Raw genomic sequence first — 15976 nt, 5'->3', positions numbered from 1 at the left:
GGATAATGCCAGACCATGAGCGCTTTCCCCCAGCTGCAAAACGACAATTTCCTGCGCGCCTGCCTGCGCCAGCCCACCGACCATACGCCCCTCTGGCTGATGCGCCAGGCCGGCCGCTACCTGCCCGAGTACCGGGCTACGCGGGCCAAGGCCGGCAGCTTCATGGGCCTGGCCACGAATGTGGACTACGCCACCGAGGTCACGCTGCAGCCCCTGGAGCGCTACCCGCTGGATGCTGCCATCCTGTTCAGCGACATCCTCACCGTGCCCGACGCCATGGGCCTGGGCCTGTCCTTCGCCCAGGGCGAGGGCCCCAAGTTTGCCAAGGTCGTGCGTGACGAGGCTGCCGTGGCCGAGCTGGCCGTGCCGGACATGGACAAGCTGCGCTATGTGTTCGACGCCGTCACCTCCATCCGCCGCGCGCTCAATGGCCGCGTGCCCCTGATCGGCTTCTCCGGCAGCCCCTGGACCCTGGCCTGCTATATGGTGGAAGGCGGCGGCTCCGACGACTACCGCCAGGTCAAGAGCCTGATGTACGCGCGCCCGGACCTGATGCACCGCATCCTGCAGATCAATGCCGATGCCGTGGCTGCCTACCTCAACACGCAGATCGAGGCCGGCGCCCAGGCGGTGATGATCTTTGACAGCTGGGGCGGCGTGCTGGCCGATGGCATGTTCCAGCGCTTCAGCCTGGAGTACTCCCGGCGTGTGCTGGCCCAGCTCAAGCGCGAGCACGAGGGCCAGCGCATTCCGGCCATCCTCTTCACCAAGGGCGGCGCTCTGTGGCTGGACGAGATCGCCGCCGCCGGCGCCGATGTGGTGGGGCTGGACTGGACCGCCAATCTGGGCCGGGCCCGCGCCCGCGTGGGCCACCAGGTCGCCCTGCAGGGCAATCTGGACCCCAATGTGCTCTTCGCCCCGCCCGCTGCGGTGCGCGAGCAGGCCCGTGCGGTGCTGGACAGCTTTGGCCGCCCGCAGCGCGCCGATGGGGGCTGGGACGGCCATATCTTCAACCTGGGTCATGGCATCAGCCAGTTCACGCCGCCCGAGAGCGTGGCCGAGCTGGTGGACGAGGTGCACCGCTACTCGCGCGAGCTGCGCCGCGCCGTCTGAGACGGTCGCTGGCGCAGGCGTTCAGCGGCGGCCACGGCCCGGTAAGTAAGCACTCAGGCCTTGACTTATCCCCAGTTTGTAGCCAGCGAGGCGGGGTCGTGGACAAAGTCCGCGCGCCGCTCGGTGTTTCCCCGATGGACGGCTAAGTGCTTGATTCATAAGGATTGCACCGTTTTGGGGGGGAATGGCTCTTGCAAAGCCACGCGGCGCCAGCCCGGGCCGGCGCTGCAACTGTTAGCAAGTCACCCACAAAGTTATCCACAGAAATCTCCCCCATGGGGAAAAGGCTTGTGGATCAGCCACTTGGCGCTCAAAGCTCAGACAGTGCTTGAGCGGAGGCCACGATGAGCCAGCGCCTGCGCGTGGCGGTGGAAGCGCCCCAGCACAGCGGTCTGAGTGCGCCGCTGGACTATCTGAGCGAGCAGCCCATCGCCCCCGGCAGCCTGGTGCGCGTGCCCCTGGGTCGGCGCGAGCTGGCCGGCATCGTCTGGCCGGGGCCGTCCGAGGAGGGCGCCGCCGCGCTGGACGAGGCCCAGCTGCGCCCGGTGCTGGCGGTGCTAGACGCGCTGCCCCCGCTCTCAAAGCGCTGGTGCGAGCTGGTCGAGTTTGCCGCCAGCTACTACCAGCGCAGCATCGGCGAGGTGGCGCTCTCGGTGCTGCCGCCCCAGCTGCGCGAGCTCTCGCCCGAGCAGCTGCAGGCCCGGCTCAAGAAGCTGGACAAGAAGCCCAAGAAGCTGCAGGCCGAGGCCAGCCCCGAGCCCGCGCCGCGGCCCGAGCCTCCCACGCTGAGCCCCGACCAGGCTCTGGTGCTGGCCCGTCTGGACGAGCTGCTGCTCACGCCGGGCGACACCGCGCCGCCGCCGGTGCTGCTTTACGGGGTGACGGGCAGCGGCAAGACCGAGGTCTATCTGCGTGCCGCCGAGCATGCGCTGAGCCAGGGCCGCCAGGTGCTGGTGCTGGTGCCCGAGATCAATCTCACGCCCCAGCTGGAGGCGCGCTTCGCGGAGCGCTTTGCGGGCACGCCCATGGTGTCCTTGCACAGCGCGCTCACGCCCGCGCAGCGCCTGGGCAACTGGCTGCAAGCCCATCTGGGGCGCGCCCGCCTGGTGCTGGGCACGCGGCTGGCTGTCTTTGCCTCCCTGCCCGAGCTGGGCCTGATCGCGGTGGACGAGGAGCACGACCCCTCTTACAAGCAGCAGGACGGCGCGCGCTACTCGGCGCGCGATCTGGCGGTCTACCGCGCGCGCCTGGAGAAGGTGCCGGTCATCCTGGGCTCGGCCACGCCCTCGCTGGAGAGCTGGCAGCATGCCAACACCGGCCGCTATCTGCGCCTGGCCCTGCCAGGGCGCATCGGTGGCGGCGCCCTGCCGCGGGTGCGGCTCTTCGACATGAACACGCTGCCGCGCCGCAAGGGTGTGAGCACCGCGCTCTCGCCGCCCCTGCTGGCCGCGCTGCGCCAGCGCCTGGAGGCGGGCGAGCAGAGCCTGGTGTTCCTGAACCGGCGCGGCTATGCGCCGGTGCTGCACTGTGCGGAGTGCGGCTGGAAGAGCGAATGCCCGCACTGCAGCGCCTACCGCGTCTTCCACAAGGCCGACCGCACGCTGCGCTGCCATCACTGCGGCTTCAGCCAGCGCGTGCCGCATGAATGCCCGGACTGCGGCAACCAGGACGTCGCCCCCCTGGGCCGCGGCACCGAGCAGCTGGAGGAACAACTCGCCGCGGCCCTGCCGGGCGCGCGCGTGGCCCGCATCGATGCCGACACCACCCGCCTCAAGGGCACGCTGGAGAGCCAGCTGCAGGCGGTGCACGAGGGCGAGGTGGACATTCTGGTGGGCACCCAGATGGTGACCAAGGGCCATGACTTCCGCCGCATCACCCTGGTGGCCGCCATCAACCCGGACAGCGCGCTCTTCAGCAGCGACTTCCGCGCGCCCGAGCGCCTCTTCGCCCTGCTGATGCAGGCGGCGGGCCGCGCCGGCCGCGACGCCGAACAGGCCGCGCGCAGCGAGATGTGGGTGCAGACCTGGCATCCCGAGCATGCGCTCTACCGCGCCCTGCTGCAGCACGACTTCGAGGCCTTTGCCCGCAGCCAGCTCGCCGAGCGCGAGAGCGCCGGCCTGCCGCCCTATTCACACCTGGCCCTCTTGCGTGCCGAGGCACGCACGGCCGAGGCGGCCCAGGCCTTTCTCAGCGCCGCGGCGCGCTGGGCCCAGGCCCTGCCCGAGGCGCGAGACCTGATGATCTACCCGCCCGTGCCCATGAGCGTGGCGCGGGTAGCGAATATGGAGCGCCTGCAGATGCTGGTGGAGTCGCCCACGCGCGGCGCCTTGCAGCGCCTGCTCTGGCTCTGGATGCCCGAGCTGCATGCCTTGAAACGCGAGCACCGCGGCCTGCAGCGCTGGGCGGTGGATGTGGACCCTCTGGCGATCTGAGCGGATTGCCTCAGCCCCGCGGACTGGTGCGGAAGATGGACATGGCGCGTACCAGGCCGGCAGCCTGCTCTCGCAGGCTCTCTGCGGCGGCTGCGCTTTGCTCCACGAGCGCGGCATTTTGCTGGGTGGCCTGATCCATGTGGCTCACCGCCTCGCTGACCTGGGAAACGCCACTCATCTGTTCCCGGCTGCCAGCGGCAATCTCACTCACGATGTCACTGACGCGCTGTACCGAAGTCCGAACTTCCTGCATGGTCCGCCCTGCCTGATCGACCAAGCCAGCCCCCGTCGCCACTCGCTCGACGCTTTGACTGATCAGACTCCTGACTTGGCGCGCAGCTTCAGCACTGCGCTGCGCCAAAGTCCGGACTTCACCCGCAACCACGGCGAAGCCCCGGCCTTGTTCCCCGGCGCGGGCTGCTTCCACCGCGGCGTTGAGCGCGAGGATGTTGGTTTGGAAAGCGATGCCGTTGATGACGGTGATGATGTCCTCCACCTGCTTGGACGCATGTTCAATGGCGCGCATCTGCGTTACGACATCGTCAACCACCTTACGCCCCTGCTCGGCAACGCCAGAGGCTTGCTGGGCTAGGCGACTTGCCTGTGCTGCACTGTCGGCGTTGCTGAGGGCTGTGCCGTTGATCTGCTCCATCGAGGCGGCCGTCTGTTGCAGGGCCGAAGCCTGCTTTTCGGTTCTGACGCTGAGATCCGAGTTGCCCTGGCTGATCTGTGCGCTCGCCGTCGCGACGCTCTCGGCGTTGTCGCGGATATCACTGACCAGTTCGGCCAGCCTGCCTTGCATTGCCAGCAAGGCGGCAAGCAATGGGCTGAATTCGTCACGACCCTCGTCTTTGACAAGCTGATCCAGTTCGCCGTCGCGCACCTTCTCTGCGACCGCTTGCGACACGCTCACGCGGCCTCTCAGCTGCCGGACCAGTATCCATACCGAGCTCAGCATCAGCAGGGCTACCAGCAGGACCACGCCTTTGATCTCCCACATGATGGTGTCCGCATCGCGAACCAAGTCCCGCTCAATCGATTCGCTCAGCGCCTGTCGGTGGTACTGAACGCCATGCCCCATCACGTCGAGAACCGCATTGCGGGCAGGAACGGTCTTCTCGACCAAAAAGGCGAATGCTGCATCGCGGTCACCGGCCTGAACCATGGACAGATTCGCCTCTGCGATGGACCAGAAGGCATCGAGTTGCTGGTTCAGTTCCCGGGCGCTGCCCTGAAGGCCTTGGTAGGCTGCCCGAGCTGCATCGAGCGCTGCGCGGTGCTCAGAAATCTGGACCAGAGCCGCAGAGCGCTCCGCTTCATTGCGAGCCAGCATGGCGTGGCGCAGCTGCAGGGAAGCCCGGGTCAAGTTGAGCTCCATGGTGCGGACATGATCCAGTGCAGCAACATGGCTGAGGCCGATGTTCTTGGCGGCCCCGCTCAGACTCGACAGCTGTACCCACACCATCACCGCCAGAGCGCCTAGCGCGAGGCTGACGACGCAACTCATCAGATACATCCGCTGGGCAAAGCTCCATCGCTTGAGGCTGAACATGGCTGGCTCCTCGCTGTGACTGCCGCTTACGCCGACGATGTTCTTAGTTTATTTGATTGGAATGATATTAGTGGTAATTTGTGCGTGATGTATTTAGCATATTGCGTGACCTGCGAGCTAGGTCAATATCATCTCAGTTGTTTCAGCGCGTCTCGCAACTGCGGCCATAGGGCTGTCAAGGCGGGCCAGTCGTTCCGTTGACTGGCCTCTTCGAGGGTCAGCGCATCAGAGGCCGCCTCGGGATGACCCAGGCTGCGAAGCACCGACTTGAGGCTGTGGGCGAGGCGGCGCAGTGCTGGTGCATCGCCGTCTGTCAGGGCCTTGTCGCCCTCGGCCAGATCTGCCTGGAACTGTTGCAGGCAGCTGGCGCGGAAGGACAGATACAGCGGGGCATTGCCGCCGAAGTACTCAGCGATGGCGGCGGCCTGCCGGACCTCGGGGCCGGGGGGCGGTTCGGCGGAGGTCGCAACGCTGGAGGAGTGCACGACTTTGTCGGCCACCTCCGGCCCTTGCGCCAGCGCGTCACGCACGCAAGCATCCAGTTCGGCCAGTCCGCAGGGCTTGGAAAGCAGGCGCCAGACTTCGGGGCGCTCCAGGCGCCCCCGGGTGGCGGGCGTCAGGCCGGCGCTGAAGACCGCCACCCGGGCGCCGGCCCGCAGCGCAGGCTCGGCGGCCAAGGCATCGATCAGCTCGAAGCCGGAGCGCTCGGGCAGCATCAGATCCGTCAGGACCAGGGCCACCGGGGCACGAGCCAGCTCGGCCAGGCCCGCATCCACGGAACCGACGGTCAGCAGCTCGATCTCGAACTCTTCCAGGGCCAGCTGCACAAAGCGCTGCAGAGAGGGGTCATCCTCGACCAGCAGCACCCGGGGCCGGCCCCCCGCGCTCATGAGTTCACGCCTTCGGGTCTGGCCGCCAATTGCTCGCGCAGCAGCACCGGCAATTCCATCACCAGCCGCGGCTTGTGCACCACCGGCAGGCCCTGCAGGGCGAACTCGTAGGGCTGTCGCTGGGTTTCGTCCAGCGAGGTCACCACGATCAGGCGGCTGCCCGCGAATTGGGGCTGTGAGCGCAGGCTGGTGATCAGGGTCGCACCATCGATGCCCGGCAGCAGAATGTCCACCAGCAGCAATTCGGGTTGCAGCTGGCCGTAGAGCGCCAGTCCGGCGATGCCGTCCGAGGCCATGTGCAGCTCCAGTTCCGGGAACTGCTGGGCCAGCAGCATGGAGATGAGGTTCTGGTAATGTACCGAGTCCTCGATCAGCAGCAGGCGTGGACGCCGGGCGCCACCAGCCTGCGAGCCGGGCGTGGTCGCAGCGGCGCCAGCATTGCGCTGGGCCAGCCTGGCTTCCACCGAGGCGCGGGCAATCCGGCGGTGGCCGCCCGGCGTCTTCCAGGCCTCCAGCTCTCCGCGGTCTACCATCAGTTGCACCGAACGTACGGCCATACCCAGCAGGCGTGCCACCTCCAGGGTGCTGTAGTCGGTCTGGGGGGCGGGCATGGCGGATGCGGGACTGGTCTTGGGCATCGCGCAATTCTGCCGATTTTTTTGAGCTCAGTTCGAAAAGAGCTTGATTGATAAAAGTGATACATCCAATAATGACATCAAGACCAAGAGCACCAAGGAGTGCGCCATGAGCAAGACCGTTCTGATCGTTGACGACCATGCCGATATCCGTCGATTGATCCGCATGACGCTGGAGTTCGAGGACTACCAGATCCATGAGGCGGCCGATGGCGAGAGCGCGCTGCAGCTGGCCGCCGCCCTACGGCCCGATGTGGTGCTGCTGGATGTGATGATGCCTCGCGCCCTGGATGGTTTGCAGGTCTGCGCGCGGCTCAAGGCCGAGCCGCGCTTTGCGGGCATGCAGGTCATCCTGCTGAGCGCCCGGGGCCAGGCTCGGGACCGCGAGGCCGGGCTGCGGGCCGGCGCTGATGCCTACATGATCAAACCCTTCAGCCCCTTGCAGCTGATCGAGCATCTGGCGAGTTTGTCGCATTCGGACTGAGGGGAACTTCATGCAGGAAGTCCCGGCTCCAAGACGCGCTGCGCCCGTTTGGTCAGGATCTGATTGCACTGTGTTTGACGCTGCGGCGGCGGCGCAGATGGAGCGCATCGTGGCCGATCTTGGCCGCATGTATCACGAGCGCAATGAGGCGCTGCGTGAGGTGACCCGGGCTCATCATGAGGCTCTGTTGCGCCTGTCTCTGGCGGCGGACTTCAAGGATGACGAGACGGGCGTCCATATCCTTCGAATGGGCTACCTGGCCGAGACCTTGGCGCTTTTCATGGGTGAGCCCCGCGAGTTCGCCCAGCAACTGCGACGCGCTGCGCCCATGCATGACATCGGCAAGATCGGCATTCCCGACGCAGTCTTGAAGAAGCCGGGGGCCTACACCCCGCAGGAGCGCGCCGTCATGAATGAACATCCCCGCATGGGGGCGCGCATTCTGGGGCGCTCGCGGATTCCCTTGTTCCAGCTGGCGGCGGAGGTGGCCCTGGGGCACCACGAGCGCTGGGACGGCCGCGGCTATCCGAGCCAGTTGGCGGGTGCTGCCATTCCCTTGTCGGCGCGAATTGTTGCCGTGGTTGACTACTTTGACGCCCTGACCATGGATCGCTGCTATCGCAAGGCCTTTCCCGACGAAATCGCACTGTGCATGCTCATGGATCAGCGCGAAGCGGCGTTTGACCCTCGCGTGGTTGATGCGTTTGTGGCGAACGCACCGTCGCTGATCGCGCTGCGCGATGCCATCAATCGTGAGCCCCCCGATTTCGAGATCCTGGTTGAAAGTGACTGAGTTCAAAGGAGTCCCACCATGATGAAGCGCCGCTCCCATTCGTCCACACCGCTGGGTATCCATCTGATGCTTTTTGCCGCCGCAGTCTTGCTTGCGCCGAGCCTTGCTCAGGCGGCCGAGAGCCCCACCTTGCAACGTCTGCGCAGCAGCGGCGAGCTCAAGGTTTGCATCTGGCCGGACTACTACGGCATTACCTACCGCAACCCCAACACCCTGGAGCTGGGCGGTATAGACATCGAGCTTTCCGCCGAGTTGGCCAAGGACCTCAAGCTCAAGCTCACGTATGTGGAGTCCTCCTTCACCCAGCTGATTGAGGACGTGAGCAGCAGTCGCTGCGACGTCGCCATGTTCGCCGTGGGCGTGCTGCCTCAGCGTCAGGCCCGTCTGGCCTTCACCAAGCCCTATCTCCAGAGCGATATCTACGGCGTGACCACGCGTTCCAATCGTGCGGTGCGTGACTGGGTCGACATCGATAGACCCGGTATCGTGGTTGGTGTGCAGGCTGGCACCTTCATGGAGCCTGTGATGACGGCCTCGCTCAAGAAGGCGCAGATCTTGGTGGTGCGGCCTCCGGCCACGCGTGAGCGGGAGCTGGAGGCAGGGCGCATCGATGTGTTCATGACCGACTATCCCTACAGCCGCCGCCTGCTCGATAACGCCGATTGGGCCCGTTTGGTGCCGCCACCGCAGCCTTTTCATGTGCTGCCCTATGCCTATGCCACGCGGCAGAACGATCCCGCATGGCTGGCTCGGCTTGACGAGTTCGTGGCTGCGATCAAGCGAGACGGGCGACTCAAGGCCGCCGCGGCGCGTCACGGCCTGGGCGATATCGTGGTCCAGCAGTAGGGCCGGACGAACATCATGCAGCAGCCAGCCCTCGACGTCTCTGGCCTCAGCCGCCTGATTCGGGTCGCCGCGGCCGGGCTTGCTCTGGCCTGCGTGGGGGCGCTGGCAGCCTTTGCGGTGTACGAGCGCAGGGAAGCCCTAGAACATGAGCATGCCCGGCTGGAGCTGCTGGCTCGTCTCCTGGATGATCACGCGACCCGCAGTGTCGAGTCGGCCTCCCTGGCACTTCGCACCATCGGCGATGGCATTCGGCTGCAGTCGCGGCTGGAACCCGATCTGCTGGTGCCCATGCTGAATCAGGCCCTGGTGGCGCAGCCCATGCTGAGAAGCTTGGCGCTTGTTGACCTGCCGCAAGGGCAAGTCCTGGTCAGCTCGGATTCGAGAGACCGCGGTCTCAGCCTGGATGTTGGCCGACTGGGAACACTTCCAGCGCTGGGCAAGGAAGCGCTGCTCCCCTTGCAACCGGGTCGGGGTTTGAGCAGCCTGGGTCGCATCGATCTCGCGGCGGGCGTCAGCTCCTTGCCCCTGGCCCGTCGCATGATGGCCCCTGGCGGGCGAGAGATCCTGCTACTGGCCATGATCAATCCCGACGCCCTCTCCAACTATCAGCAGTCTGCCCTGGGATTCGATGCCAATCTGCGAGCTGCCTTGGCGAGCTACGACGGTCAGCTGCTGGCCGCGACGGACACGGTCAAGAATCCCATAGGCAGCGAACTGACCACCCATGCCGTCTTTGAACAGCTGAAACAACAGAACCATGGCAGCTACACGGGCGCAGGCTTGGGCCCGGGCTTGCAGCTGGTGGCCTACCGTCTGGCGCGGGAGCGACCGTTGGTGGTCATGGTGGAAGTGGCGCAAGACGACGCCCTGAGTGGCTGGCGTGACATCAAGTGGCTCATTCTGGGCACAGGGGGGACCTGCCTGCTGCTGATCGGACTGGGTGCCAGGATTCTGCTACGCAGCCTGCGTGTGCGGGAGACGGCGCGCCGGGCTCTGGACCGCGCCCATGAGCAGGTGGCCCTGCGTGAGCGGGAGCTCAGTGTGTTGCTCAAGAGCGTGCAGGAACTGATTTTCCGCACCGATGCTCAAGGTCGGCTGAGTTTTGTCAACGCGCGCTGGAGCATGTTCAAGCAGGAGCGCGTCGATGGGGTCCTGGGGCTTGCTCTGGCGGACATGGTGGACCCTCAGGACAAGGAGCGCGTCGTGGCGCTCCTGAGTGCCGAGAACCGCGAGGGCGTGCGCAGTGCCGAGATCAGCATGGGCACGGTTGAAGGTCTGCGGCGTCACTTCCAGGTGGCGGTGGTTCCGCTGCTCGGTCAGGGGCAGCTGCTCGGGTTTGCCGGGAGCGCCGTTGACGTCACCGAACGTCGCCAGGCAGAGAAGCGGCTGCAGCTGCAGCTTCAATTCAGTGAGCAACTTCTGGAGCTGAGTCCACAGCCCATCTCGATGTTCGACGGGAAGAGTAACTATGCCATGGTGAACCGGGCTTGGGAGGAGTTCACCGGCCGCGATCGTCGTGATGTGGTGGGCCGACCGGTGGGTTTCTTCATGCCCTTGCAGGAACGTGCGCTGCATGAGGCGCAGGACCGGCAACTGCGCCAAATCGGCGGCCGTCTGAGTTACGAGGCCCGACTGCTGCACCGGGACGGCAGCACCCATGACATGCTGGTCACCAAGGTGGTCGTACCCGACCCGCGCAGTGGCGAACTGGGGATTCTGGCAACCCTGACCGATGTGAGCGAATTTCGTGCTGCAGAGCGGGCTACGCGTGATGCGCGCGATGCGGCCGAGGAGGCGTCACGGGCCAAGTCAGAGTTCATTGCCAACATCAGTCATGAGCTGCGCACGCCGCTGCAGTCCATCCTCGGTTTCTCGGAACTGGGGCAGGCTCGTGGACGCGATGCGCCCAAGCTGGCGGCGATGTTTGGCGACATTCACGCTTCGGGTCAGCGCATGTTGGCCCTGGTGAATGACCTGCTTGATGTGTCCAAGATCGAGAGCGCTGTGGGTACTTTTGATCTCGAGCGCTGCGAGCTGCGCCAGCTGATGGAATCGGTCGCGCATGAGCTGGAGCCTTTGCTGTCCCGGCGCATGCTTCGGCTGGAGACGAGGCTGGGCCAGCGGCCCTTGATGGCCAAGGTCGACCCTCTGCGGTTTCAGCAGGTCATACGCAATGTCCTGGCCAACGCCATCAAGTTTTCGCCGGAGCGCGGCACCATAGAGCTGGATGCCGGCTTGACGCCGGAGCATGAGGTGCTGATCACGGTGGCAGATCGAGGACCCGGCATTCCGCCCGAGGAGCTGGACCAAATCTTCGAGGCCTTCATCCAGAGCAGCAGCACCAAGGATGGCTCGGGCGGCACGGGTCTGGGATTGGCCATCTGCCGCAAGATCATCGAGATCCATGGTGGCCAGATCCGTGCCGAGAATCGGCCCGGCGGCGGCGCGGTTTTCCGCATCGTCCTGCCCTTGCGTGTGGGGCCAGGAGACACCCACATCAGCACCGTGCTTTGAGCGGTCGACTCCTAGGGGCGAGGCTCGGTGCTGCGGGGGTCGCCCAAGTGGGTCTTGAGCCACTGGGCCATTTCCCACTGCACATGCCCCACCGACTCGCGGGCCGTGTAGCCGTGCCCCTCATGGGGCAGATTGACATAGCGCACCGTGCCACCCAGCCCGGCCAGGGCCTGGAACAGGCGCTCGCTTTGCATGGGGAAGGTGCCGGAATTGCTGTCGGCCTCGCCGTGGATCAGCAGCAGGGGCTCCTTGATGCGCTCGGCATAGAGGAAGGGCGAGAGTTTGAGATAGGTGTCGCGGGCATCCCAGAGCGAGCGACGTTCGCTCTGGAAACCGAAGGGCGTGAGTGTGCGGTTGTAGGCGCCGCTGCGCGCAATGCCGGCCTTGAAGAGCTTGGTGTGGGCCAGCAGATTGGCGGCCATGAAGGCGCCGTAGCTGTGACCGCCTATGGCCAGGCGCTTGGGGTCGACCACGCCCAGCTCCTCGGCCTTGTCGATGATGGCGCGGGCATTCATCGTGATCTGCTCGATGAAGCCGTCGTTCATGCTGCGCTGCTCGCCCACCACGGGCATGGTGGCCTCGTTGAGCACCACAAAGCCCTCCAGGGCCAGCAGCTGGGGGCTGATGCCGGGGTAGGCCGCAAAGCGGCTGGGCGCGCCGCTGAGCTGGCCTGCCACGGAGGCGTCATTGAACTCCAGGGGGTAGGCCCAGATCAGGGCGGGCCGGCGCTCACCCTCCCGGTAGTCGGGCGGCAGGTACAGCCAGAAGGAGAGTTCCACGCCGTCGGCGCGCTTGAAGCTGACCAGCTCCCGCTTGATGCGGCGCAGCTGGGGGCTGGGATCCTTGATGCGTGTCAGCAGCTGGGGGGCGCCTCCGGCCGCCGGACCCAACTCGCGCAGCACCAGATTCGGGGCTTCGCTGGGGCTCTCGCGCTGCATCAGCCAGCGCCTCTCGTCCAGCGGCATCAGTGGCAGTTCGTAGCTGGCCTCTCCCGACTGGAACAGGCGCTGCACGCCCAGGTCACGGATGGAGAGCCGGTCCACAAAGGGCCGCTCGCCGCGTGGGCTGGCACCGGCGCCAATCATGAAGATCTCGCCCTGGGCCGTGGTCTGCACCACCTGATGGCCATTGGGCAGGGTGCGCATCAGAGGCTGCCCCGGATGGCGGTAGCGCTCGCGCACCGAGTGCTCGAACAGCGGCTTGCTCTGGCTGCCGCGCAGGGGCAGCAGATAGCTGCGGGTCCAGGCGCGGTTGCGATCGGTCTCGGTCAGCAGGGCATGCTGACCATCATCCAAAAATCGCAGCCGCGTGAAGCGGTGCGGCATGCGCTGAACCTCCATTGCCTCGCCACTGTAGGGCGGGTCCAGGCGCATCACCCGGTCGCGAAAGGCCACGCGCGCGTTCGGATTGCCACCGTCCAGCGCCTCCACCCAATAGACAGCCGCATCCTTGGTGGGCGAGGCGTAGAAGACGCGCGGACCCGGCAGGGCGCCATCGATGGCCACGCCGCTCTTCATGGGCAGCTTGGCCAGTTCGCGCAGCAGGCGGCCATCGCGCTGGCGCAGCTCCACGACCTGGGGAAAGTCGTCCCAGGTCAGGTGGTAGCTGAAGGGGCGGACCAGACGTTCGGTCAGCAAGACCTGACCCTGATCGCCCACGCTGCTGACGGCTGAGAAGAGGGCTGGCTCACCCAGTTCGCGGATCTGTCCGGTGGCCAGGTCCACCAGGGTCAGCTGGGAGCGGGCGTGGTATTCGAAAGCGGCCTCGTCCTGCGGGGACTTCAGCAGATCCGCATAGGTGCGTTCCGGCGAGGCCTTGCCCAGGCTTTCCTGCACGGCGGGGCTGGGCAGCGCGCGCGGCGGTGCGCCGCGGCGCTTGGGAATGCCCAGCACCACCAGCTCGCGCGGATTGAGCCAGGCTTGCTCGCCCTGACCCAGGGCATTGTTCAGGCGCAAAAAGGGAATCTGCCGGATCTGGCCACTGGCGGTGTCGCCAACCCAGAGTTCGTTGCTGGCCGGTCCGCGCCGCTCCAGCACGAAGCGCTGGCCATCGGGCGCCCAGCTGAAGCTGTGGAAACCGCTGCCGGGCAGCTCCACCACACGCTCCGGCGCCTCGGGCTGCAGCAGGCTGCGCAGACGCAGGCGCTGCACCGTGGCCAGGGGCTGGGGCGTGGCGCTCACGGCATCGAAGCGCAGGCCGGCCAGTCGCAGCGTGGGGCGAGCCAGCTCCTCCAGGCTGTTGAAGCGGCGCAGCTCCAGCAGGGCCAGGGTCTGGCGATCCGGGGCGACCAGCAGGCGCGGCAGCGCCGGGGCATCCAGGGCCTCGCGCACGGCGGGGCCGGGTTGTTGATAGCCCATGGCCATCGCCCGGCCCATGGGCAGCAGGCTCGCCAGCAGGGGCAGGGCGAGCAGCAGGGCCGGCAGCAGGGCGCCTCGGCGGGGAAACGACAGCGACATCGGTGAGGGGCTTGGGGTTCGGGGCGGCATGGCCGGGCCGAAAAGCGCAACCATATCAGGACCGGGCGCCAATGCCGAACAGCCAGGCCAGGCCGCTGAAACTCACAAAGGCCAGGGCCGTGGAGGCCATGATGATGCGGGCCACACGGCCGTTGTCGGCCCCGTAGCGCTCGGCCAGCAGTGACACATTGCTGGCGCTGGGCAGGGCCGCCGCCAGGGTCAGCACCAGCAGCTGGAAGTCGCTGAGGCCCAGGCCCAGCTTCTGGGCCAGCAGGCCCAGGCCGAAGACCAGGGCGGGGTGCAGCAGCAGCTTGATGCCGGCCACCGGCAGGTAGAGCGCGGCGGGCGTGCGGCTGTGGGCGTGCTGGCCGGCGCGCCACAAGACGGCGCCTATGGTGAACAGGGCCACGGGGCTGGCAGCATCGGCCAGCATGCGGATCACGGTGTCCAGCGGGCCGGGCGGGCGCAGGCCCGTGATGGAGGCCAGGGCACCCAGGGCAATCGCCCAGGGCAAGGGGTTGGACAGGGCGCCGCGCAGCGCTTGCAGGGCGGCACGCCGGGCATTGCCGGCGCCCGCATCATGGGCACGGGCCAAGCCTATGCACAGGGAGCTGGTGAGGAAGAGATCGGCCAGGATGGTGCAGATCACGGGCGCCGCCGCGGCCGGGCCCAGCAAGGCCACCAGCAGGGGCACGCCCATGAAACCGGTGTTGGGAAAGGCGGCCACCAGGGCGCCAAAGGCGGCGTCCTTGAGGCGCACCCGATCGGACAGGGTCAGCCACAGGGTCAGGCCCACGATCAGCAGGGCGCATAGCGCATAGAGCCCCAGCACCACCGGGTCCAGAAGCTCCAGCACCGGGGTGTTCATGCCGAAGCGAAACAGCATGCAGGGCAGGGCGAAGAAGAGCACGAAGCCATTGAGGCCGGGAATGGCGCTTTCGGCCAGCACACCGCTGCGGGCGGCCAGATAGCCGCACAGCACCAGGGCGAAGAAAGGCAGGGTGACCGATAGGATGGCTTGCATGGGGGCGCAGTATCGCAAGCAGGCCCCGGCGGCGTCTCGATGAGCTGGCGTGCGGAAGTTGACGCCGAGCGTGAGCGATTGCGCGCCCCTCCCTGTTTTGAGGGGGGCGTCGCGCAGACAGGCCCCCGGGGAACCCCTAGCATTGTCGGGTTCAATCTTGAGCGCGTGATGCCTGCCGCCCGTTTTTCCGCCTCCTTCCCCGCCCCAGCCCGGGTCGACTCGTCGCCCGCGGGCCAGTTGGTGGCGGGCGAGCGGCTGGGCGTCTGGCGTGTGGTGCAGGCCTTGCACAGCGCGGACACGGGTCGTTGGTACCGGGTCGAGCACCAAAGAGCGGGTCAGCAGGCCGGCGCCTTGCTGGTCTATCACCGTGCGGAGGATGGTCAGGCCATGCTGCTGCGCCTGGCCGAGCAGGTGAGTCAGACGGCCGAGCTGTGCCACCCGGTGATCGCGGTGCCGCTGGACAGCGGCGTGACCCCGGCCGGCCAGCCCTATCTGGTGATGGCCTGGCCCGAGGAGGGCGAGCCCCTGCTGGGGCCGGCCACCTATGCCATGCCCCTGCGCCAGCGCCTGGCCCTGCTGCTGCCCCTGTGCGACGCCCTGCAGGCCGCGCATGAGCAGGGGCTGCTGCTGCGCGAGCTGGATCCCGGTCTGCTGTGGCGCCTGGGCGGCGAACGCTTGCGCCTGCTCAGCCTGGGTCTTGCCGAGCTGGGCGCGGCCCCCGAAACGCCCCGGCCGCGCTACACGCCCGCGGCCCTGCCCTTTGTGGCGCCCGAGCTGCGTGACGGTGGGGCGGCCTCTCTGGCCAGCGAGTCCTGGGCCCTGGGCCTGCTGGCCTGCTGGCTCATCAACGGTCGCCAGCCGCGGCCTGACAGCAATGGCGTCGTCCGCCCCTCGGCATCGGCCCTGGCCTCCCTGGGCACGGCCGAGCGTTTCAGTCTGGAGGCCCTGCTGCTCAAGGCCATGGCCGACGAGCCGGCCTTGCGCCACCCCTCGGCGCGCGAGCTGGGCGAGGATTTGCGCGCATGGTTGGCCGGACGCAACCATTCGGCGCTCAGCCTGGCTCCCATGCCGGAACCCGCTCCCCCCAGCCTGCCCAAGACGGGGGCTGGCGCGCCGGCATCGCGGCGGCCCTGGCGCGGCTTGGCCCTGACGGGCGGCCTGGTCCTGCTGACCCTGGGCGCCTGGGCCGCCGCGCATCAGGGTGTGCTGCCCCCCTTGTTCTGAGCGCGCTTCACGC

Annotated in this window: 12 protein-coding genes; 7 read left to right on the top strand and 5 right to left on the bottom strand. The window is 67.1% G+C overall.

Translation table 11 applies throughout. The features are described 5' to 3' along the window. Window positions 1-15: 15 nt before the first annotated feature. Both hemE and DFR39_RS00320 read left to right on the top strand, forming a co-directional pair. Window positions 16-1113, top strand: coding sequence for a uroporphyrinogen decarboxylase (hemE, locus tag DFR39_RS00325; RefSeq protein WP_133601545.1), 1098 nt, complete (start codon window positions 16-18; stop codon window positions 1111-1113). A 344-nt stretch (window positions 1114-1457) separates the two neighbouring features. Beyond that, complete coding sequence (locus tag DFR39_RS00320) at window positions 1458-3545, top strand: primosomal protein N' (protein ID WP_133601544.1); 2088 nt, start codon at window positions 1458-1460, stop codon at window positions 3543-3545. Window positions 3546-3555: 10 nt separating this feature from the next. Here the strand turns inward: DFR39_RS00320 and DFR39_RS00315 are convergent, their stop codons facing one another. The 3 genes from DFR39_RS00315 to DFR39_RS00305 form a co-directional block, all read right to left on the bottom strand. Then, the gene (locus tag DFR39_RS00315) at window positions 3556-5097 is read right to left on the bottom strand and encodes a methyl-accepting chemotaxis protein (protein WP_133601543.1); all 1542 of its coding nucleotides are present in this window, start codon (window positions 5095-5097) and stop codon (window positions 3556-3558) included. Window positions 5098-5225: 128 nt separating this feature from the next. Further along, window positions 5226-5987, bottom strand: coding sequence for an Hpt domain-containing response regulator (locus tag DFR39_RS00310; RefSeq protein WP_133601542.1), 762 nt, complete (start codon window positions 5985-5987; stop codon window positions 5226-5228). Then, window positions 5984-6625 (bottom strand): helix-turn-helix domain-containing protein, encoded by a 642-nt coding sequence (locus tag DFR39_RS00305; RefSeq protein WP_246030628.1) that lies wholly within the window; start codon window positions 6623-6625, stop codon window positions 5984-5986. The genes DFR39_RS00310 and DFR39_RS00305 overlap by 4 nt, the downstream gene beginning before the upstream one ends. Before the next feature lie 106 nt (window positions 6626-6731). On the opposite strand from DFR39_RS00305, the gene DFR39_RS00300 reads away from it, so the two are divergent. The 4 genes from DFR39_RS00300 to DFR39_RS00285 all read left to right on the top strand — a co-directional run bounded on the left by DFR39_RS00300 (window position 6732) and on the right by DFR39_RS00285 (window position 11259). Continuing rightward, window positions 6732-7106 (top strand): response regulator transcription factor, encoded by a 375-nt coding sequence (locus tag DFR39_RS00300; protein ID WP_133601541.1) that lies wholly within the window; start codon window positions 6732-6734, stop codon window positions 7104-7106. Window positions 7107-7203: 97 nt separating this feature from the next. Further along, window positions 7204-7899 (top strand): HD-GYP domain-containing protein, encoded by a 696-nt coding sequence (locus tag DFR39_RS00295; protein ID WP_133601540.1) that lies wholly within the window; start codon window positions 7204-7206, stop codon window positions 7897-7899. An 18-nt stretch (window positions 7900-7917) separates the two neighbouring features. Next, entirely contained in the window at window positions 7918-8745 is an 828-nt protein-coding gene (locus DFR39_RS00290) for an ABC transporter substrate-binding protein (protein WP_133601539.1), read from the top strand. Window positions 8746-8760: 15 nt separating this feature from the next. Further along, window positions 8761-11259, top strand: coding sequence for an ATP-binding protein (locus tag DFR39_RS00285; protein ID WP_133601538.1), 2499 nt, complete (start codon window positions 8761-8763; stop codon window positions 11257-11259). 11 nt (window positions 11260-11270) lie between these two features. Here the strand turns inward: DFR39_RS00285 and DFR39_RS00280 are convergent, their stop codons facing one another. Together DFR39_RS00280 and DFR39_RS00275 are read right to left on the bottom strand one after the other, a co-directional pair. After that, entirely contained in the window at window positions 11271-13715 is a 2445-nt protein-coding gene (locus DFR39_RS00280) for an alpha/beta hydrolase family protein (RefSeq protein WP_162849353.1), read from the bottom strand. Window positions 13716-13770: 55 nt separating this feature from the next. After that, entirely contained in the window at window positions 13771-14739 is a 969-nt protein-coding gene (locus DFR39_RS00275) for an AEC family transporter (protein ID WP_133601536.1), read from the bottom strand. A gap of 168 nt (window positions 14740-14907) precedes the next feature. On the opposite strand from DFR39_RS00275, the gene DFR39_RS00270 reads away from it, so the two are divergent. Then, on the top strand, window positions 14908-15963 hold the full coding sequence (locus tag DFR39_RS00270; protein ID WP_133601535.1) for a serine/threonine-protein kinase: 1056 nt from the start codon (window positions 14908-14910) through the stop codon (window positions 15961-15963). Window positions 15964-15976: the final 13 nt, after the last annotated feature.

The organism is Roseateles asaccharophilus, assembly GCF_004362405.1.
GTDB lineage: Bacteria > Pseudomonadota > Gammaproteobacteria > Burkholderiales > Burkholderiaceae_C > Kinneretia > Kinneretia asaccharophila.
This window is presented reverse-complemented; position numbering and strand designations above follow the sequence as displayed.